Here is a 22,988-nt window from a genome sequence, read left to right as displayed (position 1 = left end):
CGTCGCACCGAACCCGTAGTCTTCCGCCATGAGCTCGAAGACCACGCCTGAGTCTCCCCTGCCGATCCGCACGGTCCTGCAGATGGTGGGCGGATGGATCGGCAGACTCGGCACGGTCTGGGTCGAAGGTGAGATCACCGACCTGAGCACCCGTGGCGGCACGGTGTTCCTGACCCTGCGCGACCCGGTCGCCAACGTGTCCGCCAGGGTCACCGCCCCGCGCGGCGTCTACGAGGCGACCGTGCCGCGACCGGCCAACGGCTCCAGGGTGGTGCTGCACGTCAAGCCCGACTTCTGGGTCAACAGGGGCTCGTTCGCCTTCACCGCGCTGGAGATGCGCCCGGTCGGCGTGGGCGAGATGATGGTCAGGCTGGAGCGGCTCAGGCAGCTGCTGGCCGCCGAAGGGCTCTTCAACGCCGACAGGAAGCGGCGGCTGCCGTTCCTGCCGGGCACGATCGGGCTCGTCTGCGGGCGTGAGTCGGCGGCCGAGCGCGACGTGCTGGAAAACTCGCGCAGGCGCTGGCCTGCGGTGCGGTTCAAGGTCGAGGAAGTGGCCGTCCAGGGGCCGTACGCGGTGGCCGAGGTGACGGAGGCGCTGCGCAAGCTCGACGCCGACTCCTCGATCGAGGTGATCGTCATCGCCAGGGGCGGCGGCTCGCTCGAAGACCTGCTCCCGTTCTCCGACGAGACGCTGGTGCGCGCCGTGGCCGCCTGCCGCACCCCCGTGGTGAGCGCGATCGGCCACGAGCAGGACAGCCCGCTGCTCGACCTGGTGGCCGACGTGCGGGCCTCCACGCCCACCGACGCGGCCAAGAAGGTCGTGCCCGACGTGGGCGAGCAGCTCTCGCTGGTGCGCCAGCTCCGCGACCGTGGCCGCAGGGTGGTGAGCGGCTGGCTCGACCGGGAGATGTCCTGGCTGACGTCCGTGCGCTCGCGGCCCTCGCTGGCCGATCCCGTACGCGAGCTCGAACGCCGGGCCGAGCAGGCCGAGGCGCTGCGCGACCGGGCCAGGCGCTCGCTGTCGTCCTCGCTCGACCGCGCCGCCGACGACCTCACCCATCTGCGCGCCCGCCTCGTCGCCCTGTCCCCCGCCGCGACGCTGGAACGCGGTTACGCCATCGTGCAGCACCCGTCCGGCGACGTGGTCCGCCTGGCCAAGGACGTCTCCCCCGGCACGCTGCTGACGATCCGGCTGAGCGACGACCGCCTGACCGTACGGACAGAAGACCCGGACGCACCGGATGGGCAGGACGCGCCGAAGAGCCGGGCGGGCGGGACGAGCAGGAGAGCACCGGCCGGGGCCAAGAGCCCGAAGAGCCGGGCCAGCCGCGAAGCGCCCGACCAGCCGGAGAGCGCCTGACGGGTCAAAGCGGGCGCGCGTGACGGCTCCGAGGTCTACGTTCAGGCGCCGCACCTGGTCTTCACCGACGACGGGACGTTCGGCACCCGCGACAAGGAGATCCGGATGGCCGCCTTCCGGGACTCGGAGGGCAACCTGCTCTGCCTGACGACCTAGCGGAGCACCGCCCGCGCCACGGCTGTCACGCCTGACTTGATCTGCTCGACCGTCATGCCGCGTTCCTCCCGCTGGAAGGCGATCAGGTAGGCGTTGACGGGCGCGAGCAGGGCGTCGGCGAGGTACGCGGCGTCGGCCTCCGGGCATGCCCGCGCCAGCAGCGCCGCGAGGTGGACGTGGTAGATCTGGTAAGGCGTGCTGAAGCCCTTCACCCTGCCTCGCTCCAGCAGCAGAAACAGCTCCTCCTGCGCCACCACCCGGTCGACGAGCGCCCGCACGAACGCGACGATCCGCTCGCCCTCCGGCGCGCCTGGGCCGAGCGGCGGCGGCCCGGCGAAGAAGGACTCCTGGAAGCGCCGCTCCCCCTCGTCGAGCAGCGCCAGCACCAGGCCCACGCGGTCGCCGAAGCGCCGGTAGACCGTGCCCACGCCGACTCCCGCGACGCGGGCGACCTCGTCGAGCGAGAGGTCCGCCGCCCCGTGCTCGGCGATCATCCGCGTCGCCACGTCGATGATCCTCTGCCGGTTGCGCGCGGCATCGGCCCGCTCGGGCTGGGATTGCCCGACGACGGGCAGGAATCGGCGTCCGCACACGCGGTCGAGCATACAGATGGCAAACGGAGAGTTCTCCGATTAAGCTGTAACCGGAGAGTTCTCCGATTGCTGAGGAGCGAAGCGTGACCATCGACTACAACGAGTTCAACAAGCAGATCATCAAGGAGTTCCGCGAGAACGAGGGCCGGGTCGGCGGCATGTTCGAGGGCGCGCCGCTGGTGCTGCTCACCACCACGGGAGCCAAGAGCGGCAAGCGTGTCACCACACCGGTGATGTACGTGAAGGACGGCGAGCGCTACGTCGTCATCGCCTCCAAGGGGGGCGACGACACCAACCCCGCGTGGTACCACAACCTGCGCGCCACGCCCGCGGCGACGGCGGAGATCGGGACGGAGACGTTCGAGGTGAAGGCCGTCGTCGCCGAAGGCGAGGAGCGTGACCGCCTCTACGCCAAGATGGTGGAGCAGGCGCCCCAGTTCGCCGAGTACGAGAAGAAGACCACCCGCCGCATCCCGGTGGTGACCCTGGTCAGAACGGACGCCTGACGCCCCTTGCGGGCCCGTGGGAGGGGGCGGGCTCGCAAGAGGCGCCTGAAACCCCTAGAAGGGGGCGTCGTCGGAGCCCGCGGGGGTGGGCTCGGAGCGGCGGGCCATGGCGGCGGCCAGCTTGACCCTGGCGCCCTGCAGCCACTCCTCGCAGACGGCCGCCAGCTTCTCGCCGCGCTCCCAGAGCTCGATCGACTGCTCCAGGGTGAGCCCGCCGGTCTCGAGGCGGCGCACCACCTCGGTCAGCTCCTCGCGGGCCTGCTCGTATGAGGGTGCCTTCTCGTCTGCCACGTCACCACCCTAGAGGGACCGGCCGACAACCACGGCCGCGACGAGCCCGCGACTCAGCTCCGGGGCCGTTGCCGGAGGGGCTCAGCCCTCGGGTCGTCGCTGGAGAGGCTCGATCCTGGGGTCGTCGCTGGAGAGGTTCAGCCCTGGGGCCGTTGCTGGAGGCGGGCCGCCAGCTCGCCCAGCTCCGTCCAGTCCGCCGTCCCGGTGATGACGAGCGTCACGTCGGGCAGCACACGTACCAGCGAGCGCTGGTTCTTGTCCTCCCTGAAGCGCCGCTCCCACGCGACGCCCCCGACCTGCTGGGTGCCGGCGGCCTTGTCGGTGTTGGCCATGCGGCTGGCGAACCCGGCCGCGGGCCGCTCGTCGCTCTGCACGAACATCGCGTGCTGCCGCGCGGCCGTGGCGTAGCCCAGGTAGAGGACCTTGGCGCCGTTCTCGCCGTCGGCGATCCTGTTGCTGTTGGGCACCCAGTTCGCCGGATCCGCCTGGGGCGCCCACACGCCGTACGGGACCGCGTGGCCGAAGTTGGCGACGGTGATGGAGTAGTCGAGCCGCGGGATGTGCTCCTCCCGGCTCTGTGGGGTGACCAGCAGGAACAACCCCGCGCCCGCGAGACAGACGAACAGGGCTACCGCGTAGCCGTAGAAACCTTGGGTGAACCGTCGCACAGTCGCCGAGGCTACCCGCTGGAGGCGGCGGTCGCCGAAGCGGCCGGCCGGATCTGCCCGATGATGGTGAGGACCTCTTCGGCCAGGTCGCGGTCTCCCGTGCGCAGCACCTCGGGCACGGCCGCGGCCAGCGCCCCGGTGAGCACCAGGACGAGCGCGGTGTCGTCCTCGAACAGCGCCGCGTTGAGCTGGGCCCACTTGCGCATCCGGTCGCGCATGACCACCTCGAAGCCGGGCGGCCCGTCACCGCGCAGGAACAGCTCGGCCAGCTCCCGCTCCTCCAGGCAGCCGTCGAGGTAGGCGCGGGCGGCGCCGACGAACACCCGCATCGGGTCGCTCTCGCCGGCCGCCCTGGCCGCGCGGGCGGCCTGCTTGGTCCGCTGCGTCTGCCTGGCCTGGAACTCCTCCCACAGCGTGAGGTAGAGATCGGCCTTGCCGGAGAAGTGATGGTAGAGGCTGCCCACGCTGGCCTCGGCCCTGGCCACCACGTCCGTCACGCCGGCCTCGGCGAACCCCTTGGAGACGAAGACCGCCCTGGCGGCGGCGAGCAGCGAGCTCCGCGTGGCCGCGCCGCGCTCGGACGTGCGCGGTGCGGCGACCGCGTTCTCCACATCGCTCATTCGGGGTCTCCTCCACGGCGGGATGCCAGGCTCCATGTTGGAGGCAAGATCCATGCCGCGCACAGCGTATGGCGCAAAATCCGTTCTCCGGAGCCAGATTATCCCCCTCTGACCGGGAAGAGACCGGCAACTACGATCGAGGTAGATGTCCGACGAGGAGGCCACCGACATGTCCGATCAGACTTCCGTGCCCGCGGCGCTCGCCACGAGCGAGCGCGCTCCCGACCGTAACCTGGCGCTGGAGCTCGTCCGCGTCACGGAGGCGGCGGCGATGGCGGCGGCCCGGTGGGTCGGCCGGGGCGACAAGAACGGCGCGGACGGGGCCGCGGTCAACGCCATGCGGCAGCTGATCAGCACGGTCTCCATGAACGGCGTGGTCGTCATCGGCGAGGGCGAGAAGGATCACGCCCCGATGTTGTTCAACGGCGAGCAGGTGGGCGACGGCAGCGGCCCCGACTGCGATGTGGCGGTCGACCCGATCGACGGCACCAGGCTGACCGCGCTCGGCATGCCGGACGCGGTGTCGGTCATCGCGGTGAGCGAGCGCGGCTCCATGTACGACCCGTCCGCGGTCTTCTACATGGAGAAGCTGGTCACCGGCCCCGAGGCGGCCGACGTGGTCGACATCGAGGCGCCCGTGTCGGTCAACGTCAACGCGGTGGCCAGGGCCAAGCACTGCTCGCCCTCCGACGTGACCGTGGTCGTGCTCGACCGGCCCCGGCACGAGCGGCTGGTCAAGGAGATCAGGGAGACGGGCGCGCGGATCAAGTTCATCACCGACGGCGACGTGGCCGGCGCGATCATGGCGGCCCGCGCGGGCACCGGCATCGACCTGATGCTCGGCATCGGCGGCACTCCCGAGGGCATCGTGGCGGCATGCGCGCTCAAGTGCCTGGGCGGCGTCATCCAGGGCAAGCTGTGGCCGCGCGACGACGCCGAGCGGGGCCGGGCGGTCGACGCCGGGCACGATCTCGGTCAGGTGCTCACCACGAACGACCTGGTCAAGTCCGACGACGTGTTCTTCGCGGCCACCGGCATCACGCACGGCGAGCTCATGCAGGGCGTACGGTTCCGGGCCGGCTCGGCGGTGACCGAGTCGCTGGTGATGCGCGGCAGGTCGGGCACGATCCGCAAGATCGAGAGCGAGCACCAGCTGTGGAAGCTGCGGGCGTACAGCGCGATCAACTTCGACACGGCCGGCTGACCGCGGCCGGCTGACCCGAACCGGCCGGTCCGGACTGGTTGGCTCGGGTCGCCGACGCCGGCCGACGGCAGGCGCCGAGCTCTCAGCGGCGGCGCTTGCGGCGGGGTGGCTCCTTGACCTTGACCTCGCCCGCGAAGTTCGTGGTGCGCACCTCCACCACCGGTGCCTCCGGCCCGGTGGGCTGCTTGGTCAGGCGGACCGTCTTGTCCTTGGCCACCCTGATCACTTCCAGCCCCTCGGGCACGTGGATCTCCAGCCCGCCGAAGACGAGGGTGGCGTTGATGATGATCCGCCGGTTCTGCAGGATCGCGTCGCGGAAGTCGAGCTTGGTGGTGCCGAACATGGCCGTCACCCCGAGCTCGGCCGGCACCACCCACCGCCCGCCGCGCTGCTCCTTCTTGAAGATCGCCGAGACCGGCCGGCCGTCCAGGTTGAGCGGCTGCTGGTCGGCGGGCAGCAGGTCGCGGGTGAGCGCGGCCAGTTCGCCGAGCGTACGGGCGGCGTAGAGCACGCCGAGCCGTTCCTCCAGCTCGTCCAGCGTGAGGCGCCCGTCGGCGTGCGCGTCCTGGAGCACCTGGGCGATGCGTTCCCTGTCGGCGTCGGACGCGCGCAGCTCGTGCGGCTGGGGTACGTCGTCCGCCCCCTGCGGCCGGCGGGCGGAGACCCACTCCTCGGCCAGCCGCTCGCCGACTTCCTGAAGTTTCGGCAACCACGATCCCGCGCGTTCGTTCACACTTCTGACGATATCTGGCGGTCGCGCCGTTTGCTCGTCCCGATTGGACAGGTGTCGATGGATTCCGGCGAGTAGTCCGGCAATCCTCTCTCGTGAGCTTCTCGTTCACTTCGGCGTGGCGATGAGGGCGGCCGGGTCGCCAGGTGCGGCGGGTGGTTTCTCACGATTTTCTTAGGAATCCCCGTACCGGTACGGCCGTTGTTTCGATCAAAAGGACCAGTCGAAGTGGGGTGTGCGCGTGCATCAACCGGCGCGGTGGGGTCTCGGCGTGGCAGGCGCGGGCATAGCGGTGATCCTGGGCCTGGAGCTGACGAGCTTCGACGAGATGGACCCGTTCAGGCGGACGATCAGCCAGCACGGCCTGGGCCCCGGCGGCTGGATCTTCGGCCTCGGGGTGGGGCTGCTCGCGGTGGGTTCCGCGGCCATCGGGGTGTCGCTGGCCCGCAAGAGGCTGGCCGGGGTGTTCGGCATGATCGCGCTCATGGGCTGGAGCGTGGGGCTGCTGATGACGGCCTGGTTCGAGAAGCACGACTGGTCGGTAGGGCCCAGCCTGAGCGGCAGCATCCACCGGGTGGGCAGCTTCGTCGCCTTCCTCTGCCTGCCGCTGGCGGTGGTGATCATCGCCAGGCCCTGGCGGCGGGAGCGGTCGCGGGCGACCCTCGTGGCGTTCGCGTTCGGGGTCTGCTCGGTGCTGTGGGTGGCGGGCATCGGCACGATGATGGTCGTCGGGGCCGCCGAGGGGTTGCCGTGGTATCGCGTCATGCCCTTGGGGCTGGTCGAGCGGGGGCTGGCGATCAGTGAGGTGGCGGCGCTGCTGGCGCTCGGCGTCTGGGCCGGCGCCGGAGATCACTCGTTGCCGTCCGGTGCTGGCGGAGGGCCTGTGGCAGCGGCTAACCTGACCGCGCCTCACGTTTGATTTCCCCCCGATCAGGAGGCCGCCGTGCCGTCCTTGCGTGATCGCCAGGCCCGGATCGCCACGTACGCCGTCTTCGCCGTACAAGGGCTGTCCCTCGCCACGCTGCTCGTCCAGATCGCGAACCTGCAGACCAAGCACCACCTCGACGAGGGCTCGCTCACGCTGCTGCTGCTCATCGTGCCGGTGTTCGCCGGGGTGGGCAGCGTGGGAGCCGGGGCGTTCGCCACCCGGTTCGGCAGCAGGCTGCTGCTGCGGATCGCACAGCCGGCGGTGGCCGCCGCCGTGGTGCTGATCGGGTTCGCGCCGCAGGTGGTGCTGCTCGTGCCCGCGCTGCTGGTGTACGCGCTGGCGCTGGGCGCGGTGGACGCGGGCATGAACATGCAGGGTGTGGCGGTCGAGCGCAGGTACGGCCTCCACGTGCTCAACGGGTTCCACTGCGTGTGGAGCGCGCTCAGCATGGCCGGAGCGCTGTGGGCGTCGGCTGCGGTGGCGGCCCATCTCCCGCTCGAACTCATCATGACGCTGCCGATGCTGCTCGCCGTGGCCGGCTCCCTGGTCTTCGGCCGCTCCCTCTACACGCCGGCCGAGGAGAAGCCCGAGACCGGCTCCGTGCACCTCGACGGCTTCCCGTGGCGGCCGATCATCCCGCTCTGCCTGGCCATGGCCTTCCTGTACGTCGGCGACGCGGCCGTCTCCAACTTCAACACCGTCTACATGCAGGACGTGCTGACGGCTGAGGCCTGGGTGATCCCGCTGGCCTACGCCGCCTACCAGGCGACCACGCTGGCCGTCAGGCTCGGCGGCGACCTCGCCGTCAGGCGGTTCGGGCCGGCCGCCATCGTCAGGGCCGGCGGCGTGATCGCCACGCTGGGCTTCGCGGGGATCGTGCTGGCCCCCAACCAGTTGCTCGGGCTGGTCGCCTTCGGGGTGACCGGGGTGGGCCTCGCGGTGGTGGCGCCGCAGTCGTTCTCCGCGGCGGGCCGGCTCGACCCGGCCGGGACGGGGGTGGCCATCGCCCGGGTCAACCTGTTCAACTATGTCGGCTTCATCGTCGGGGCGGCCCTGGTCGGCGGCCTCGCGGACGCCGCGAACATGCGCGTGGCCTTCGCCGCGCCGCTGGTACTGGCCGCGGCCATCATCCTGCTGGCGCCCGGCTTCGCACCGGAACGCACCAAGGCCTCCACCTGAGGGCCGCCGCCCCGACCCCGACCCCGACCCCGACCCCGACCTCAGCCACGGCCACGCCCGAAGCCGCAGCACGGCCCGCACGAGACGGCTCAGGTCACGCGTGCTGTCGCACCTCGGCGACCTCGACGGGGCGGCCCTCGCGCAGGGACAGGTCGGCGGCCTCGGCCACGTACAGGGCCTCCAGCGCGTCCGCGATCGAGCACGGGCTCGTGTCAGCCGTCAGGAAGCAGTCGATCTCCTCCCGGTAGGCGGTCTCGAAGCGGGCGACGAAGTCCGGCCAGGGCTTGCCCAGGCCGGGCAGGTCCTCGGTGGTGTGCAGGGGGGCGTGCGGGCCGAGCCCGACGGCCTGCGTGCGCCGGGTGCCCGCCAGCTCCATGCGCACGTCGTACCCGCCGCCGTTGTAGCGCGAGCCCTGCAAGGTGGCGAGCGTGCCGTCGTCGAGCGTCAGCAGCGCGGCGCTGTTGTCCACGTCGCCCGCCTCGCGGAAGAACGCCGCCCCGCGGTTGGCGCCGCGCGCGAAGACGGACACCACCTCGCGGCCGGTCACCCACCGCAGGATGTCGAAGTCGTGGATGTGACAGTCGCGGAAGATGCCCCCCGACGACGGCAGGAACTCGGCGGGCGGCGGCGCGGGATCGGCCGTGACCAGGTGCACCCGGTGCAGCTCGCCCAGCTCGCCGCCGCGCACCGCGCGCCGCCCCGCGACGTAGCCGGGGTCGAACCTGCGCTGGAACCCGATCTGCACCCGATGTCCCGCGCAGGCCCGCAGCACCTCGACGGTGGCGGCGACCGTCCCCGCCACCGGTTTCTCGCAGAACACGGGGACGCCTCCGGCGCACGCCTCCATGATGAGGTCCGCGTGGGTGCTGGTCGGGGTGGCGATGACGACGGCGTCCGTCGCGAAGGGGTCCCCCGGTCTCCCGTACGGCGACGTCCGTACGGGATCGGCCACGATCAGCTCGTCCACGAGGGGATGCGCGGCCAGGGTGGCGGCGTGGAAGGCTCCGATCCGGCCCAGACCCAGCAGTCCCACCCGCATGTCGTCTCCCGTTCGTCCGAGAAATGCTCTTTATTTAGAGATTTGTCCTGACATGCTGACCTTCAATCCTCGTACCGCCTCGACCGCCTTGTGCGTGGGCAGCCGGGCGAAGCCCACCACCATGGCCGGCGGCCCCGCCGCCTCCCGCATCGGCCCGACCGCCTCGGCCGACAGGCCCAGCTCGCGGGCGGCCCGCACCGTACGCGGCTCGCTCCACCCGTCCGGCAGCTCCAGGTAGAGGTGCAGCCCCGCGTCGATCCCCTTCACCCGCACCTCGGGCAGCTCCGCGGCCAGCGCCGTGACCAGCGCGTCCCTGCGCCGCCGGTACTCCCTGCGCATGCGCCGCAGGTGCTTGTCATAGCCGCCGGTACGCAGGAAGTGGGCCAGCGCGTACTGCTCGATGACCGGCGAGCCCAGATCCAGCTCGCCCCGCGCCCGCCGGATCGCCTCGGCCAGGTCGGGCGGCGCCGCCACCCAGCCCAGCCGCAGGCCGGGCGCGAGCGCCTTGCTCACGCTGCCCGACAGGATCACCCGGTCGGGCGCCAGCCCCTGGAGGCAGCCGACGGGGTCGCGGTCGAAGCGGAACTCGGCGTCGTAGTCGTCCTCCAGGATCGCCCGGTCGCCCGCGTACGCCCACTCCATCAGCGCGGCCCGGCGCGGCGGCGACAGCACCACGCCCGTCGGGTACTGGTGCGCCGGCGTCACCAGCACGGCGTCCCCGCTCAGCCGGCGCACGTCGAGGCCGTGCTCGTCCACCGGCACCGGCACGAGCCGCGCGCCCGCCCGCCGCAGCAGCGGCACCTGCCGGTGGCTGGTCGGGTCCTCCACGGCGAGGCGGATCGGCCGCTGCTGGGTCAGCACGTGCAGGACCAGGCTCAGGCCCTGCGCCACGCCGCCCACGATGACGAGGTTCTCGGGGCGCACATCGGCGGCCCTGACCCGCCGGAGGTAGCCGGCCAGCTCTTCGCGCAGCTCAGGCACGCCGCCGGGGTCCCCGTAATCGAGCGCGTCCGAGGGTACGGTGGTCAGGACATGCCTGACGGCCGCCAGCCAGCGTTCACGGGGGAAGTGGCTGAGGTCCGGGGAGGTGGGGCGATGACCGTAGTACGAGGTGCCCCTGGCGGGGGTCCCGCCGGGCTGACCGGGCCGCTGCTCGGGCCGCTGGTCGGGCCGCTGGTCGGGCCGGGGCCGCGCGGTGTCGCGCGGCCTCTGCAGGCCCCGCGCGTTCTTGGGGGTGACCTGGGTGCCGACGCCCACCCGGGAGATCAGGAAGCCCTCGGCGACCAGTTGCTCGTACGCCTCCACCACCACGCCCCTGGAGACCTGGAGGTCGGTGGCCAGGTCGCGGGTGGCGGGCAGGCGGGTGCCAGGAGTGAGCCGCCCGCCCCGGATGGAGTCGCGCAGCTCAGACGCGATCTGCCCAGCGATGGCCCCCTTACCCCGCTTTATCTGGATATGGAGGTCAGCCATATTGGTCCTGTCTCTCGGCGGGACATTGGACTGTTTGAACGAACCATTGTCTCCCTAGCATCCTTCGCATGAGAAACGGCATCATCGGCGCGGCCTCGGCCATGTTCCTCGTCGGCACGCTGGCCGGCGTCTCGAAACTCGTCGAGGCCTACCCGATATACGGCGGACAGGCCGTCCGGTATCTCGTCGGTTCGGTCATCCTGCTGGTCATAACGCGGGTGCTCGGCCTGCGGTTCGTCCGGATGACGGCGCGCGAGCTCCTGTGCCTGGGCGGGCTGACGCTGTTCGGCCTGGTGATCTTCAACGTGTGCGTGGTCGAGTCCACCCGCGCCTCGGGCCCCGCCCTGGTCGGCACCGTGCTCGGCACCGTGCCGCTGGCGCTCGCGCTGGCCGGCGGCCGGCCCGCGCCCCGGCTGCTGGCCGGAGCCGTCGTGGTCGTGGCCGGAGCCACCCTCGCCACCGGGCTCGGCAGCGGCGACACCGTCAGCCTGCTGTGGGCCCTCGGCGCGCTCGTCGGCGAGTTGTGCTTCTCGCTGCTGGCCATCCCGCTGCTGCCCAAGCTGGGCGCGATCCGGGTGTCGGCGTACTCGACGGCGCTGGCCGTGCCCATGCTGGTCGCGGTGGGGCTCGTGGACGCCGGTACGGACATGGTCAGGATGCCCACGCTGGCCGAGGCGCTCGGGTTCGCCTACCTGGCGGTCGTGGTCACCGTGGTCGCCTTCTTCCTCTGGTACAGCTCGCTGCCCAAGCTGGGGCCGGGGCGGGCGGGGCTGTTCGCGGGGCTCATCCCGGTGGCCGCCATCGTCACGGGCGCGGTGCTGGGGGTCGCGATGCCGTCCGCGTACGATCTGCTGGGCGCCGGGCTGGTCGTCGCGGGCATCCTGCTCGGCCTCAGCTCCGCGCGCTCGGGAGCGCGGGCCGCCGTCCGGCCGTCAGAAGCCTGAGCCGGGTCTACCACAGCCGGAGCCGGTCCGCCGGTCGTGCCAAGGGAGCGTAATCTCTTGGAGGACCGAAAGGATGGACATGGGCGAGTTCGACTACACCGACCTGCTTCCACTGGGAGCCGACGAGACCGAATACCGGTTGATCACGCCTGCGGGGGTGCGGAAGGTCGAAGCGGCAGGGCGTACGTTCCTCGAAGTCGATCCGGAGGCGTTGCGGCTGCTCACCGAGACGGCCATTCACGACATCTCCCACTTTCTGCGCTCCTCGCACCTCGCCCAGCTCAGGAAGATCGTCGATGACCCCGAGTCCAGCGGCAACGACCGCTTCGTCGCCCTCGACCTGCTGAAGAACGCCTCCATCTCGGCCGGCGGCGTGCTGCCCATGTGCCAGGACACCGGCACCGCCATCGTCATGGGCAAGCGCGGCCGCCACGTGCTGACCGACGGGCTCGACGCCGAGCACGTCTCGCGCGGCGTGTACGACGCCTACACCAAGCTCAACCTGCGTTACTCGCAGATGGCTCCGCTCACCATGTGGGAGGAGAAGAACACCGGCAGCAACCTGCCCGCCCAGGTCGAGATCTACGCCGAGGACCCCCACGGGCACCCCGACGAGTACAAACTGCTGTTCATGGCCAAGGGCGGCGGCTCGGCCAACAAGTCGTTCCTGTACCAGGAGACCAAGGCCGTGCTCAACGAGAAGCGCATGCTGGCCTTCCTGGAGGAGAAGATCCGCTCGCTGGGCACCGCGGCCTGCCCGCCGTACCACCTGGCCGTCGTCGTCGGCGGCACCTCCGCCGAATACGCGCTCAAGACCGCCAAGTACGCCAGCGCCCGCTACCTCGACTCCATCCCCACCGAGGGCTCCGCGTCCGGCCACGGGTTCAGGGACCTGGAGATGGAGGCCAAGGTCTTCGAGCTGACCCAGAAGCTGGGGATCGGCGCGCAGTTCGGCGGCAAGTACTTCTGCCACGACGTCCGCGTCATCCGGCTGCCGCGCCACGGCGCCTCCTGCCCCGTCGCCATCGCCGTCTCCTGCTCGGCCGACCGCCAGGCGCTGGCCAAGATCACGCCGGAGGGCGTCTTCCTGGAGAAGCTGGAGACCGACCCGGCCCGCTACCTGCCGGAGACGACCGACGAGCACCTCTCCGACGACGTCGTCCAGGTGGACCTCAACCAGCCCATGCCGGAAATCCTCGCCCAGCTCACGAAATATCCGGTCAAGACGCGGCTCTCGCTCACCGGCCCCCTGGTCGTCGCCCGCGACATCGCGCACGCCAAGATCGCCGAACTCCTCGACAACGGCGGCGAGATGCCGCAATACCTCAAGGACCACGCCGTCTACTACGCCGGCCCGGCCAAGACCCCCGAGGGCTACGCCTCCGGCTCCTTCGGCCCGACGACGGCCGGCCGCATGGACTCCTACGTGGGACGCTTCCAGGCCGCGGGCGGCTCGATGGTGATGCTGGCCAAGGGCAACCGCTCCAAGCAGGTCACCGAGGCGTGCCAGCAGCACGGCGGCTTCTACCTGGGCTCCATCGGCGGCCCGGCGGCGCGGCTGGCGCAGGACTGCATCAAGAAGGTCGAGGTGCTCGAATATCCGGAGCTGGGGATGGAGGCGGTGTGGAAGATCGAGGTCGAGGACTTCCCCGCGTTCATCGTCGTCGACGACAAGGGCAACGATTTCTTTGATCAACGTCAACTTGATGGCGGGGCTACTTTCGTAGGCATCCCAACCCGTTCGCCCAGGTAGGCGACTCCTCACTAGAGACAAGAAGCCTCAGCTTGCGGCACATGTCCGGAAGTCTGGGGCTTCTTGTGGTTCCGGGTTGATCACGGCTGTTGTCAGCACCGGTGCTGACGTTGTGCCGACCCTGATAACACCGATCTCGGGGCTATCCCTTGACGACTTCACAGCAGCCGTTCAGGCTCGCGTGTGCAAGTTCAAGCACACTCGGAGCATCGGAGGGCACCATGGCGCTACGGTTCATCGGCATCGACCCGAACACGGACGGGAACAACTGCCCTTCCGTATGGGTGGACGAGGCAGACGGCAGCATCGTCATACAAGGGTGGGAAGTGGCTGGGCAGGAAGATCTAGCCCAAGTCGCCGCCCGTAGCCCAATCCCCGACAATGAGAAGGTCGTCCGCGTCCCGCGACGCATGGCCAAGCTCCTGATGGAGGCGTGTGGTGGAGCCGCTCATGACCTTTGAGGAGATGCTGGCGAGCGCCCAGCATTCGGCGGTTCACCTGGAGATGCGAGACGCCTACGTGCCCGATGACCCGTCGTTCATCGCGTGGCAGGGTGGGCCGCCCTATGACCGCACACAGCGAGAACGAGACTGGCACCAGCTCATAGGAGACGCACGAGCAAGAGGCGTGGTGGTCCGCAGGGCGCGGATCGTGTCCGAACCGGTGACCGACTACATCCGGTTCGAGCACTCGGTGACCGACTCCATGAACATCAAGGCTGGGGAACTGGTCAGGTGGCTTGCTCGGCGGCAGGCGTCGGACCTCCTACTCCCAGGGAACGACCTGTGGGTGTTCGACGACCACCTGATCCGCTTCGGATTCTTCGCAGGAGACGGCCGGTATCTCGGCGAGGAGTTGGTTCGCGACCCCGACGTGATCAGGCAATGCCTAGCCGCCTTTGAGGCGGTCTGGGACCGCGCCATTGATCATGCGGAGTACCGGCTCGTCTGATCGCTCACATGCATACCTCGCCATCTTCAAGCGCCCAGCAGGCACGTCAGGGCATAGCCCAGCGCCTACGCGAAATCCGCCTTGATGCCGGGCTGACAGCCCGAGCTGTCGCACAGGTGGCGGGGTGGCATGAGTCGAAAGCATCGAAGATCGAGCATGGTCGAACGGTCCCGTCAGAGTCGGACATCCGCGCCTGGTGTGCCGCCTGCGGAGCGGAGGGCCAAATCCCGGAACTGATCGCCGCGTCGCGGGCTGCCGATCTGATGTACGTGGAGTGGAAGCGGCTCCAAAAGACTGGCCTGCGGCAGCTCCAACTCTCCAAGATCAAGATGTATGAGCAGGTGAGACACTTCCGTGTCTACTGCTCCAACGTCATTCCTGGGCTCTTCCAAACCACTGCCTACGCTGAGGCGCTGCTGTCGGCAATTGCCGCCTTCCGAGAAGCTCCCAATGACGTGACCGAGGCCGTGACTGCGCGTGTGGAACGTGCACGGTTCCTGCACGAGGGAAATCACCGCTTTGCGGTCTTGGTCGAGGAATGGGTGCTGCGCAGCCGCGTCGGGGATGCGGAAGTGATGGCCGGACAACTAGGACACCTACTAGCGATCATGTCTTTGCCGTCCGTGTCCCTGGGAATCATCCCGCAGAGCGCCGAACGGCGTATGTGGCCGGTGGAGACGTTCAACATCTTTGACGACACGCTGGTACAGGTGGAACTCCTGACTGCGGAGATCAACGTCAGCCAGCCATCGGAGATCGCTCAATACGCCCGAGGCTTCAGCCACATGTCTGAGTTGGCGGTCTACGGCACGGCGGCCCGGCAGCTCATCGCTGCTGCCATCGCTGACGTTAGTTGATTTGGAGCAAGTTCAAGCACACTCGTTGAGCCCGTAGATCGCCCGCTCCTACCGTCGAGGCATGGCCCTCACGCACACGACACCATCGGCTGACGACCTGCTAGGCCAGCCGATACCGCAGGAGGAAGCAGCAACCCAGGACGCGGCCTTGAACCGGGTTCTTGAGTGCTTGACAGCCGTAGGCGTCAACGCCCAACTGATCAAGCGGTTGGCGATCCAGTGTGAGACCAAGCCCGACCCATCCGCCGAAAGGCTTTGGTATCCGCCACAGCTCGTCATTTACGCAGACGCGGGCTGGCGAGTCGCCACAGTGACCATTGGCCCCCGCTCCGGTAGCTACATGGTCGAGTTGGTGCGCGTCGGAGCAGACAACGAGCCGCAGGCCGACAGGGTAGAGGTCGTGCCGGCGTGCCTGCCTGCCCGTGTCGCCTTCCTAGTGGCGCAGAACGCGGGAGTGCCCGTATGACCACCGTTGCGGCGCTGGAAGCGAAGTACGGGCAGACGTGGGAGATCAGTACATGGCTTCGAGGCTGCGCCGCCACGCGGCGTAAGTACGCGCAATCCATGTACGACCAGGGCTTGACCTACGGTTTCATAGCGCGGGACCTCGATGAGTTGGCGGAGAAGGTTGCCGCAGAGGAAGCCTTGCAGGCCCAGCTAGACGAAAACCGGAACGCAGCCCCGGGAAGGCGAGCGTTGCCCCGGTCCGCATAATTGGAGCGCTCCCGGCATGTTGAGGAGAAACTGACCATGAGTAGGCCCCGCTCGGCGTGGCGCGACCCGCTAATCCCGTTGACCCGCGAGGAACGCGCAAGGGAACTGACGACGCTCAGCGATTTCGTCATAGGGCGACTCTGGGACATGAAGCACCCTGGACAGGTGCGCGGCGACCGCCCGCGCACCGAGTTGGAGGCCGACATCCTTCGTGTGGAGTTCCCGCAGGATGATCAGAGCGAGCTTGTCTGAGCCTGCCACATAGACGCCCCCGGCTTATTCTGGGAGCGATAATATCTTGGTTGAATGCCTAGGAATGCCTCCTGGTATTGAGATAACTTGCTGTCTTGCAGAGGTCATAGGAACGACAAAACCCCACCTCCAAAGAGGTGGGGCATCTTGTTGTCCGGGAAAGGGGAACCGGACAAGATCTCATGCATCGTACGTTGCTACCCTTACAAGCATTACTGGGGCGACCAGCGAGGGAAGCACGGCGCCTGCAGCCCCGATCGAGGGCCAGAGCATCCATACGAAATAAGTCGCTGTCACGAGATACACGAAGGCGACGCTGACGCGCCCGCCCGCCTTCAGACCGATGCTGACCACTAGGCCGGTCTTGACTAGCCAGAGGATGTGCATCAGCACCACGGCCCACATTGGCCAGTTCTCTCGCCAATCCGGCTCCGCCACCTGTGCGGCTCCGTAAGAGACATCCTCTACATGAGAGGACGGCAGCGCAGTCGGTGACGTGGATGGAAAGGGGGTCTTTGAAGGGGCAGCCGTAGAGGGCGTTGAGGTCGGAGGGCGTTGGGCCGAAGAGCCTGCGACTTCCTTGTCATGCTGCAAGGCGAGAAGCGCAATGACGATCGCCACACCTGCTAGAAGTGCCGCCACCACGGCAGAGATCTCCGCTGCCACAGTAAGGCGCCGCGGCTTGTGCAAACCGTCCGACATCTAACGTGCCCTCCAGAGATCCGCGCCAAGAACCTGGGCCCGTACGATGCCCCTCAATACGAGGCTAGTCGGAAACATCTGCGTTCAGCATGCGATGCACGTATCTCGCAAGAGCAGCGCCACCAGCCTGGAGCGCCAGCGCTCCGAAGGCGGCCCAGTCGGGCAGAGCGCCGTCAGACAGAGCGGTGCCAGCCACGCCGGCCACAACCGTAACGTGATCGACCTCCGTCGCCCCGGGACCCCGATTGGGGACGGGGTCTTACTCAAGGGTTGTTCACAAGCTGGGGCCTCTCCAAAGGCCCCAAGCGTCTTGGTCACTTACCACGCCGAAGAAGGCCGCCCCTCCAAAAGGGCGGCCATCAAGTGAGTTCAAGTGGGTAAAGGGTGGGGCGGAGACCCACCTATTAGGGTCCCCAGTCCCAGTCCCCACCTCACCCCTTCGGCGCTGTCAGGCGCTCCTCGGCCGCGCCCGTCAACCGCCACCCGGTACCCGACTGGACCACCGGGATCCTCCGCGAGCTGATGTACTTCTTATAGGTCTCGGCACTACCCCCGCCGAACTCAACAGCGAGTTGGCTGCCGCCTTGTTCCGGCTGAGGCCGTCGCAGTTGGCCACGATCCAGCGGGCCATTCTCAGGTTCCTGTCCCGTGTGGCCGTATCTCGATGTCCGTCCTTCTTCTGCTCGACCTCACCGGCCTGGGCCACCGCGAAGTGCAAGCTGCCCTTATCCTCAAGGGCCAGCCGGTAGACCGTGCTCGGCACGTGGTTGCCTCTCGCGGTGAGCTGATGGGTTCCAGAACCCTGCCCGTTGACTTCCAGGTGCAGGATATGGCGAGGCCATGACGTAATGAACTGCGTTCCCATCGGCGTCTTCCCCTTGCCCAATCCCGGCTTACTCGCATGATGGACCAGCACAACAGGCATGCCATATTCGATGAGCTTGGTGAGCCGCTCCAATGTCGGCTTGACCGTGTGCCGGTTGTTGAGATCAGCGTCTGAGGGCAGAAGCCCATCCAAGTTATCGACGATCAGAACGTCGGCGTTCTCGATTGATCGTTCAAGGTCATACCCTCGTGGCTCCGTGAGCGAAGTGACATTCTTATACGTAGAATCTAGCCTTGCGTATCGTGAGATGAACTCGGGCAATGCCCCCGCGTCCGTCAATGCGATGGCCACAGATTGCGGCTTATCCGCAGGAACGCCTAAGAACGGCTCCCCATTGGCCAGAGCGTGAGCAAGCTGGGTGACGAGGACAGACTTTCCCGCCTTGGGCTGGCCGTAGACGAGAGTCCCCGGCGACGAGACAAGCCCATCAATAACAAACAACCTGTCACGTTCGACCTGCTGGGCAAGCTCGAACAGGGGAACGATCGCCATGCGGGAAGACTCATTACGCTTTAACATGAACAAGCCCCGCCGTAGCGGGGCGATTTCGATTGAGAACTACAGAGCCAATGCTTCCTGTTTTATGGCGATGCGAGCCTTTGCCATCTCGGTAAGCTGCTCCAGCGGAAGAGTGCTCCCGTCATCCCCAAGCGGGGTGTTGAAGTCGGTCCTGTAGTAGTCCAGATCATCCAGTTGAAGATTATTGTCCTGGATAACTTCCTTCAGATTCAGGAACTCCACCACGACACTCTCTTTGGACCATTCAACCAGGTCTCGGAAGACCACGACGCGGATGTTGTGCTTCTTGAGGAAGGCTCGCTTCTGCTCAACGTCTTTCTCTGCCCACACCTCCGCGTAGGTCCTGCCGGTGTTCACATACTTCGGGGCACTGTCCAGCACTTCCACTTCCGCGCGAAGACGAGAGATCTTCCCCGAGAGGCTCTTGTGCATCTTCCAGTACGACTCTTGCTGTCCTTCCTCGTCGTACCTACCGGCCATGTAGTCCGTCTCAAGTCGATCGAGCCGCTTCTTCACGGCCTCCAGCTCGGTGCGGATCGGGCCGGAGTCCACGGATGACTTCTCGAACACGGGGACTTGTCCGAGGGCGCGGCCAACAGCGTCGTTCACGTACTGATCAAGACGCTCCCGCGTGCTTCGGGCCGGGAACCGGCACGTACCGGTCTGGAGGTTGTTGCAGGCGTAGTAGAAGTACTCGGTTCCCTTGACGGTGTTCTTCGACTTCTTGGCGGACGACATGTTGGCACCGCAGACGCCGCAGGTGGCCACTCCCCCGAGCATCGAACGTGAGGGTGTGGACCTGACCGCCTTCCGTTCATCGGTGGTGAACCGAACGACCATCTGGTTCCACTCGTCGGGAGTCATGATCGGGTCGGACGAGATCATGACCGGGTTGCCCTCATCGTCCTCCACCTGTTCTCCCTTGTAAGTGAAGAGCCCCGCAGCGGTGGGGTTGGTGACGATGGCGACGATCGTGGCGGAAGTCCATTGGATTCCCCGAGGGGGCTTCCCCGACTTGATGCGCAAGTAGTCCCGCCATGTCGGCACCTGGCGCCTGTTGAGGTCCACGGCGATCCGGTAGGCCGACCAATCGGCCTTCACCCTGTCCACGATCTCCCTGAGCAGAGCCGCATACTCGGGATCTTGGGCCAGCTTCTTGCCCTTGCCCGCTGTGCTGTCTGTGAACTGGTACCCGAACGGCAGCACTCCCCCGGTCCACACACCCATCTCTAGGCGAGTCTGCGCGCTGGCCTGGATTCGGGCGCGGATCGTGTTCAGCTCCCCCTCTGCGAACGCCGCGATGATCTGAGCGAACATCTTCCCCATCGGGGTAGACATGTCGATGCTCTCAGTCACGGAGACGATCGTCTTGCCGCGCTGCTCGCACCACTCGACGAGTTCGGCGAAGTGTTTCGAACGACGGGTGAGCCTGTCGATCTTGAGAACGGCGATGACATCGAACTCGCTCTCCCGCTCTGTGAGCCAGGGGCCGAGCTTCGGTCGCTTGAAAGGGTCCAGGCCACCGGACACGTCCAGGTCCTCAGCCCATCCGATCACGGTTCCTGCGACATGTGGGGCGGTAACCCAGTGTTGGATCGTGTCTCGCTGACGTTCGGGGGCTGTGCTGGCGTCGGTGGTGACGCTGAGTCTGATCACGCCTAGCACGCGGGGGTTCTCGATCACGATCCGTGATCGTAGAGCAGTTGCAGTTAGACAAACAAGTGAGAAGACTTCTTCACCGACAAGACTGGACCTGTCCTGTCGATCGGCCACCGCTGACTCTCGCGACGGCAGTCTCGCGACGGCGGATCAAGGGCCGGGCGGATCGAAGGCCGGGCGGAGGCTGACTGACCGGCCGGAGGCCGGCGACCCAGGTGGCGGCTTGGCGGATCAGCGGCCGAAGGGTGGTGGGTGGGCGATCGTGCCGGTGGGCACCGGTCGCCGCTCGTCGGGCACGAGCGCCATCATGGCCTCGCCGGGCACGTCGAAGGGCCGTCGAAGGGCCCTTGTGCCGTACGCGGAGGCGCGGACGAAGCCGGAGCGGGGGTGGTGAACGGGGTGCCCGAGGACGAGCGCCAGGGCATCGCCGGCGTCGTGGACCCTGTCACGCGCCCATCGTGCTCGGTCACGACGGACAGGCCGGGCAGCCGGGAGGGGTTCCTACGGAGCGCCTCGACCAGGTCGGCTTCGGGCGCGGCCGGGGACGCCGCGAGCGGGACCTCACGGATCGCCGGGAGGTCTGGCCGCCGCTCCGGCCCGGTGACCCAGGAGGTGGCGCTCACGCGGCCACCGGGGACCGGTGCGGCGCCACGACGGAGCCGTCGGGCAGCAGCAGGCCGGTGTCGTCGAACAGCACGACGCCGTTGCAGAGGAGGCTCCAGCCCTGGTCGGGGTGGGCCGAGATGACGTGCGACCGCTCGCGGTCGAGGGAGTCGGCACTCGGGCAAACGGGGTAGTGACTGCACATCGCGCACCTCTCAGATTGCGCTCCTGAATGCGGGTCTTCAAAAGGGCAGCTGGCGCCCTGACGGAGTGCGAAGGTCCAGAGCGGCTCTGGTCGACTTCTTCGGCCGGCGGCGAACCTGGATCTGGCGCATCTTCATCACGTCCTTCTTCGGTCGTTCTTCGGTGGTTCTTCGGTGGCAGGACCTCGATGGATGCCCTCAGTCTGACGTTCGGGACCGACAGATTCCGGCCGTCTCCGGGAGCTCGCCTTCTTTCTTGGCTTAACCATGCCCCCGCCCTCTTACGGCACCCTTACAAGTCGCTGACGGATCCCCGTGGTTTCTGTAAGCCAGCCTGCCGTACGCCTGAAAGTCCCCTACCAGGCATCATGCACAGGATTTCGGCGAGTGGTTGTGCCGGCCGACACACATGCCCGGTGAACTGCGGAAACACCCTGAGAGAGCCATGCGGGCAAACACGCCCGCGACCGGGGCCGAGCCGCCCGCGCGGCGGGACGGATCCGACCCTCGCCGCCCTGCCGAGGGAGGACCTGGTCGCAAGTCTGATGCAGTTGCGACTAGGTGGCAACAATCTCATCCAGGGATCGATGTCCGGCCACGTGCCGCACTGGATCTTCTGGGAGAACCTGTCGCCGGACGGCGGCGACCGCCAGGAAGGCTCGCTCGCGGACGCCATCCTGGCGCATTTCGGTACGTTCGAGGCGTTCCAGCGGCAGCTCACCACCGCGACCGCGTCGGTGCGGGGGTCCGGGTGGGGGCGTGCCGGCCTGGGAGCCGTTCGGCCGCAGGCTGGTCGTCGAGCAGGTCTACGACCACCACGGCAATGTGAGGATGAACACCACGCCGCTGCTCGTGTTCGACGCGTGGGAGCACGCGTACTACCTTCAGTATCGCAACGTCCGTCCGGACTACGTCGAGAAACTGTGGGGCCTCATCAACTGGGAGGATGTGGCCCGGAGGTTTGCTGACGTGACGAGTCAGGCGGGTTGACTTAAGTTCGCAACAAATTATCGGCCCCGCCTCTACTGGTCGGTTTACACAAATAGGTAAGCTGCCTGGCATGCGTGCGCCCTCCGGTTACCTACTCGCCGCGCGCTATCGGCTCATGGAGCCGGTCGGTCGGGGCGGCATGGGCACCGTTTGGCGGGCACATGACGAGTTGCTTGACCGGGACGTGGCGGTCAAGGAAGTGCGGCTGCCGTCCGTTCTCGACGAGGAGCTGCGTGCCGAGCTGTGCGCGCGTACCGAGCGCGAGGGCCGGGCCACCGCCATGGTCACGCATCCCTCGGTCATCACCGTGTTCGACGTGGTCACCGAGGACGATCGGCCGTGGATCGTGATGGAGTTGCTCCGGGCGAAGTCCCTGGAGCAGCTCATCCAGGAACAGGGACCGCTCCATCCGCGCCGGGCCGCCGAGATCGGCCGGCAGATCCTCGGCGCGCTGCGGGCCGTGCACGCCAAGGGCATCCTGCATCGCGACGTCAAGCCGAGCAACGTGCTGGTGACCGAGGATCGCGCGGTGCTCACCGACTTCGGGCTCGCCGCACTCGAAGGTGACGTTTCCATCACCCAGGCGGGCATCGTTCTGGGGTCGGCGGGCTACATCGCTCCAGAGCGGGTGCTCGGCTCGAAGGCCAGCCCCGCCGGCGATCTGTGGTCGCTCGGCGCCACCCTCTACACCGCCGTCGAGGGCAGAGGGCTGCACGGCCGGCGCACCGCGGCCGCCGCGCTCGCGGCGCTCACCAGCGGCGAGCCGATCCCGATGACCAAGGCGGGTCCGCTGGCGCCCGTCCTCGACGCGCTGCTGCGCATCGACCCGGCGACGCGCCTCGACTCCGTACGCGCCTCGCTCATGCTGACCAGGGTCGCCGCCGGCGGATCCGCGGAAGAGCCGCTGAGCCCGCGCAAGCCCGCGCGCCAGCCCTCGCCCGCCACCCAGCCCGCCTTCGCGCGCAGGCCCTCGCACCGTGGGCTGCACCGGGCCGACGCTCCCCCACCGCCCGTGAACGTGCCCTCGCCCCGGCAGGAACGCAAGCCCGGCGAGGGTGTGCACAGGAAGCGCGTCGAATCGCGGCCGACTCCTTCGGCTTATGCTCGATTCAAAGCTACGGTGATAAAGTTGTGCCTTCCTCGACGGTTCTGGCCCAGAGAACTTCGCAAGCGAGGGTAAAGCACTTCCCAAGCGAGAATCGATATCTTCT

Annotated in this window: 24 protein-coding genes and 1 pseudogene; 14 read left to right on the top strand and 11 right to left on the bottom strand. The window is 68.0% G+C overall.

Annotated features, from left to right (window positions below; genetic code table 11):
- Positions 1–28: 28 nt before the first annotated feature.
- Complete coding sequence (xseA, locus tag OIE67_RS54495; protein WP_326635133.1) at positions 29–1,360, top strand: exodeoxyribonuclease VII large subunit; 1,332 nt, start codon at positions 29–31, stop codon at positions 1,358–1,360.
- A gap of 152 nt (positions 1,361–1,512) precedes the next feature.
- Here xseA and OIE67_RS54490 read toward each other — a convergent pair whose 3' ends face one another.
- Entirely contained in the window at positions 1,513–2,109 is a 597-nt protein-coding gene (locus tag OIE67_RS54490) for a TetR/AcrR family transcriptional regulator (protein ID WP_326635131.1), read from the bottom strand.
- An 83-nt stretch (positions 2,110–2,192) separates the two neighbouring features.
- On the opposite strand from OIE67_RS54490, the gene OIE67_RS54485 reads away from it, so the two are divergent.
- Positions 2,193–2,615, top strand: coding sequence for a nitroreductase family deazaflavin-dependent oxidoreductase (locus OIE67_RS54485; RefSeq protein ID WP_326635129.1), 423 nt, complete (start codon positions 2,193–2,195; stop codon positions 2,613–2,615).
- Positions 2,616–2,669: 54 nt separating this feature from the next.
- Here the strand turns inward: OIE67_RS54485 and OIE67_RS54480 are convergent, their stop codons facing one another.
- From OIE67_RS54480 to OIE67_RS54470, 3 genes are all read right to left on the bottom strand, one after another.
- On the bottom strand, positions 2,670–2,906 hold the full coding sequence (locus tag OIE67_RS54480) for an exodeoxyribonuclease VII small subunit (protein WP_106240678.1): 237 nt from the start codon (positions 2,904–2,906) through the stop codon (positions 2,670–2,672).
- 137 nt (positions 2,907–3,043) lie between these two features.
- Positions 3,044–3,574 (bottom strand): DUF4245 domain-containing protein, encoded by a 531-nt coding sequence (locus OIE67_RS54475; protein WP_326635127.1) that lies wholly within the window; start codon positions 3,572–3,574, stop codon positions 3,044–3,046.
- 11 nt (positions 3,575–3,585) lie between these two features.
- Positions 3,586–4,194: a TetR/AcrR family transcriptional regulator gene (locus tag OIE67_RS54470; protein ID WP_106240674.1), complete on the bottom strand. Its 609-nt coding sequence runs from the start codon at positions 4,192–4,194 to the stop codon at positions 3,586–3,588.
- 169 nt (positions 4,195–4,363) lie between these two features.
- Between OIE67_RS54470 and glpX the strand changes: the two genes are divergently transcribed.
- A complete protein-coding gene (gene glpX / locus OIE67_RS54465) occupies positions 4,364–5,398 on the top strand; it encodes a class II fructose-bisphosphatase (protein WP_106240672.1) in 1,035 nt (344 codons plus the stop codon).
- A gap of 82 nt (positions 5,399–5,480) precedes the next feature.
- Here the strand turns inward: glpX and OIE67_RS54460 are convergent, their stop codons facing one another.
- Positions 5,481–6,131 (bottom strand): DUF1707 SHOCT-like domain-containing protein, encoded by a 651-nt coding sequence (locus OIE67_RS54460; RefSeq protein ID WP_181307517.1) that lies wholly within the window; start codon positions 6,129–6,131, stop codon positions 5,481–5,483.
- A gap of 238 nt (positions 6,132–6,369) precedes the next feature.
- On the opposite strand from OIE67_RS54460, the gene OIE67_RS54455 reads away from it, so the two are divergent.
- Both OIE67_RS54455 and OIE67_RS54450 read left to right on the top strand, forming a co-directional pair.
- Positions 6,370–7,047 carry a DUF998 domain-containing protein gene (locus OIE67_RS54455; protein WP_326635123.1) on the top strand — a complete coding sequence of 226 codons (678 nt, stop codon included), beginning with the start codon at positions 6,370–6,372 and terminating at the stop codon, positions 7,045–7,047.
- 24 nt (positions 7,048–7,071) lie between these two features.
- Positions 7,072–8,235, top strand: a complete 1,164-nt coding sequence (locus OIE67_RS54450) for an MFS transporter (RefSeq protein ID WP_326635121.1) — start codon at positions 7,072–7,074, stop codon at positions 8,233–8,235.
- A 94-nt stretch (positions 8,236–8,329) separates the two neighbouring features.
- Here the strand turns inward: OIE67_RS54450 and OIE67_RS54445 are convergent, their stop codons facing one another.
- Positions 8,330–9,274, bottom strand: a complete 945-nt coding sequence (locus OIE67_RS54445) for a Gfo/Idh/MocA family protein (protein WP_326635119.1) — start codon at positions 9,272–9,274, stop codon at positions 8,330–8,332.
- A 30-nt stretch (positions 9,275–9,304) separates the two neighbouring features.
- A complete protein-coding gene (gene pdxR / locus OIE67_RS54440) occupies positions 9,305–10,744 on the bottom strand; it encodes a MocR-like pyridoxine biosynthesis transcription factor PdxR (RefSeq protein WP_326635117.1) in 1,440 nt (479 codons plus the stop codon).
- Between the two features lie 68 nt (positions 10,745–10,812).
- On the opposite strand from pdxR, the gene OIE67_RS54435 reads away from it, so the two are divergent.
- The 6 genes from OIE67_RS54435 (at position 10,813) to OIE67_RS54410 (ending at position 16,215) form a co-directional block, all read left to right on the top strand.
- Complete coding sequence (locus OIE67_RS54435) at positions 10,813–11,688, top strand: DMT family transporter (RefSeq protein ID WP_326635115.1); 876 nt, start codon at positions 10,813–10,815, stop codon at positions 11,686–11,688.
- 79 nt (positions 11,689–11,767) lie between these two features.
- Positions 11,768–13,441: a fumarate hydratase gene (locus OIE67_RS54430; protein ID WP_326635114.1), complete on the top strand. Its 1,674-nt coding sequence runs from the start codon at positions 11,768–11,770 to the stop codon at positions 13,439–13,441.
- A gap of 450 nt (positions 13,442–13,891) precedes the next feature.
- Complete coding sequence (locus tag OIE67_RS54425) at positions 13,892–14,392, top strand: DUF6879 family protein (protein WP_326635113.1); 501 nt, start codon at positions 13,892–13,894, stop codon at positions 14,390–14,392.
- Positions 14,393–14,400: 8 nt separating this feature from the next.
- Positions 14,401–15,249: a helix-turn-helix domain-containing protein gene (locus tag OIE67_RS54420; RefSeq protein ID WP_326635112.1), complete on the top strand. Its 849-nt coding sequence runs from the start codon at positions 14,401–14,403 to the stop codon at positions 15,247–15,249.
- 61 nt (positions 15,250–15,310) lie between these two features.
- Entirely contained in the window at positions 15,311–15,715 is a 405-nt protein-coding gene (locus OIE67_RS54415) for a hypothetical protein (RefSeq protein ID WP_326635111.1), read from the top strand.
- A 284-nt stretch (positions 15,716–15,999) separates the two neighbouring features.
- Positions 16,000–16,215 carry a hypothetical protein gene (locus OIE67_RS54410; RefSeq protein ID WP_326635110.1) on the top strand — a complete coding sequence of 72 codons (216 nt, stop codon included), beginning with the start codon at positions 16,000–16,002 and terminating at the stop codon, positions 16,213–16,215.
- A gap of 180 nt (positions 16,216–16,395) precedes the next feature.
- Here OIE67_RS54410 and OIE67_RS54405 read toward each other — a convergent pair whose 3' ends face one another.
- The 4 genes from OIE67_RS54405 to OIE67_RS54390 form a co-directional block, all read right to left on the bottom strand.
- A complete protein-coding gene (locus tag OIE67_RS54405) occupies positions 16,396–16,608 on the bottom strand; it encodes a hypothetical protein (RefSeq protein ID WP_326635109.1) in 213 nt (70 codons plus the stop codon).
- Positions 16,609–17,389: 781 nt separating this feature from the next.
- Positions 17,390–18,295, bottom strand: a complete 906-nt coding sequence (locus OIE67_RS54400) for an AAA family ATPase (protein WP_326635108.1) — start codon at positions 18,293–18,295, stop codon at positions 17,390–17,392.
- Positions 18,296–18,361: 66 nt separating this feature from the next.
- Positions 18,362–20,005 carry a recombinase family protein gene (locus tag OIE67_RS54395; protein WP_326635107.1) on the bottom strand — a complete coding sequence of 548 codons (1,644 nt, stop codon included), beginning with the start codon at positions 20,003–20,005 and terminating at the stop codon, positions 18,362–18,364.
- Positions 20,006–20,600: 595 nt separating this feature from the next.
- Positions 20,601–20,789: a DUF5999 family protein gene (locus OIE67_RS54390; protein WP_106240653.1), complete on the bottom strand. Its 189-nt coding sequence runs from the start codon at positions 20,787–20,789 to the stop codon at positions 20,601–20,603.
- Positions 20,790–20,816: 27 nt separating this feature from the next.
- Between OIE67_RS54390 and OIE67_RS55725 the strand changes: the two are divergent.
- The 3 genes and pseudogenes from OIE67_RS55725 to OIE67_RS54380 all read left to right on the top strand — a co-directional run.
- Positions 20,817–21,497: pseudogene (locus tag OIE67_RS55725) on the top strand (hypothetical protein); the annotation flags it as partial.
- Between the two features lie 49 nt (positions 21,498–21,546).
- Positions 21,547–21,777, top strand: a complete 231-nt coding sequence (locus OIE67_RS54385) for a Fe-Mn family superoxide dismutase (RefSeq protein WP_326635106.1) — start codon at positions 21,547–21,549, stop codon at positions 21,775–21,777.
- Between the two features lie 70 nt (positions 21,778–21,847).
- Positions 21,848–22,957: a serine/threonine-protein kinase gene (locus OIE67_RS54380; RefSeq protein WP_326635105.1), complete on the top strand. Its 1,110-nt coding sequence runs from the start codon at positions 21,848–21,850 to the stop codon at positions 22,955–22,957.
- The last annotated feature ends 31 nt before the right edge of the window (positions 22,958–22,988 follow it).

The organism is Nonomuraea fuscirosea (assembly GCF_035917475.1).
In the GTDB taxonomy this organism is placed as follows: Bacteria; Actinomycetota; Actinomycetes; order Streptosporangiales; family Streptosporangiaceae; genus Nonomuraea; species Nonomuraea fuscirosea.
This window is presented reverse-complemented; position numbering and strand designations above follow the sequence as displayed.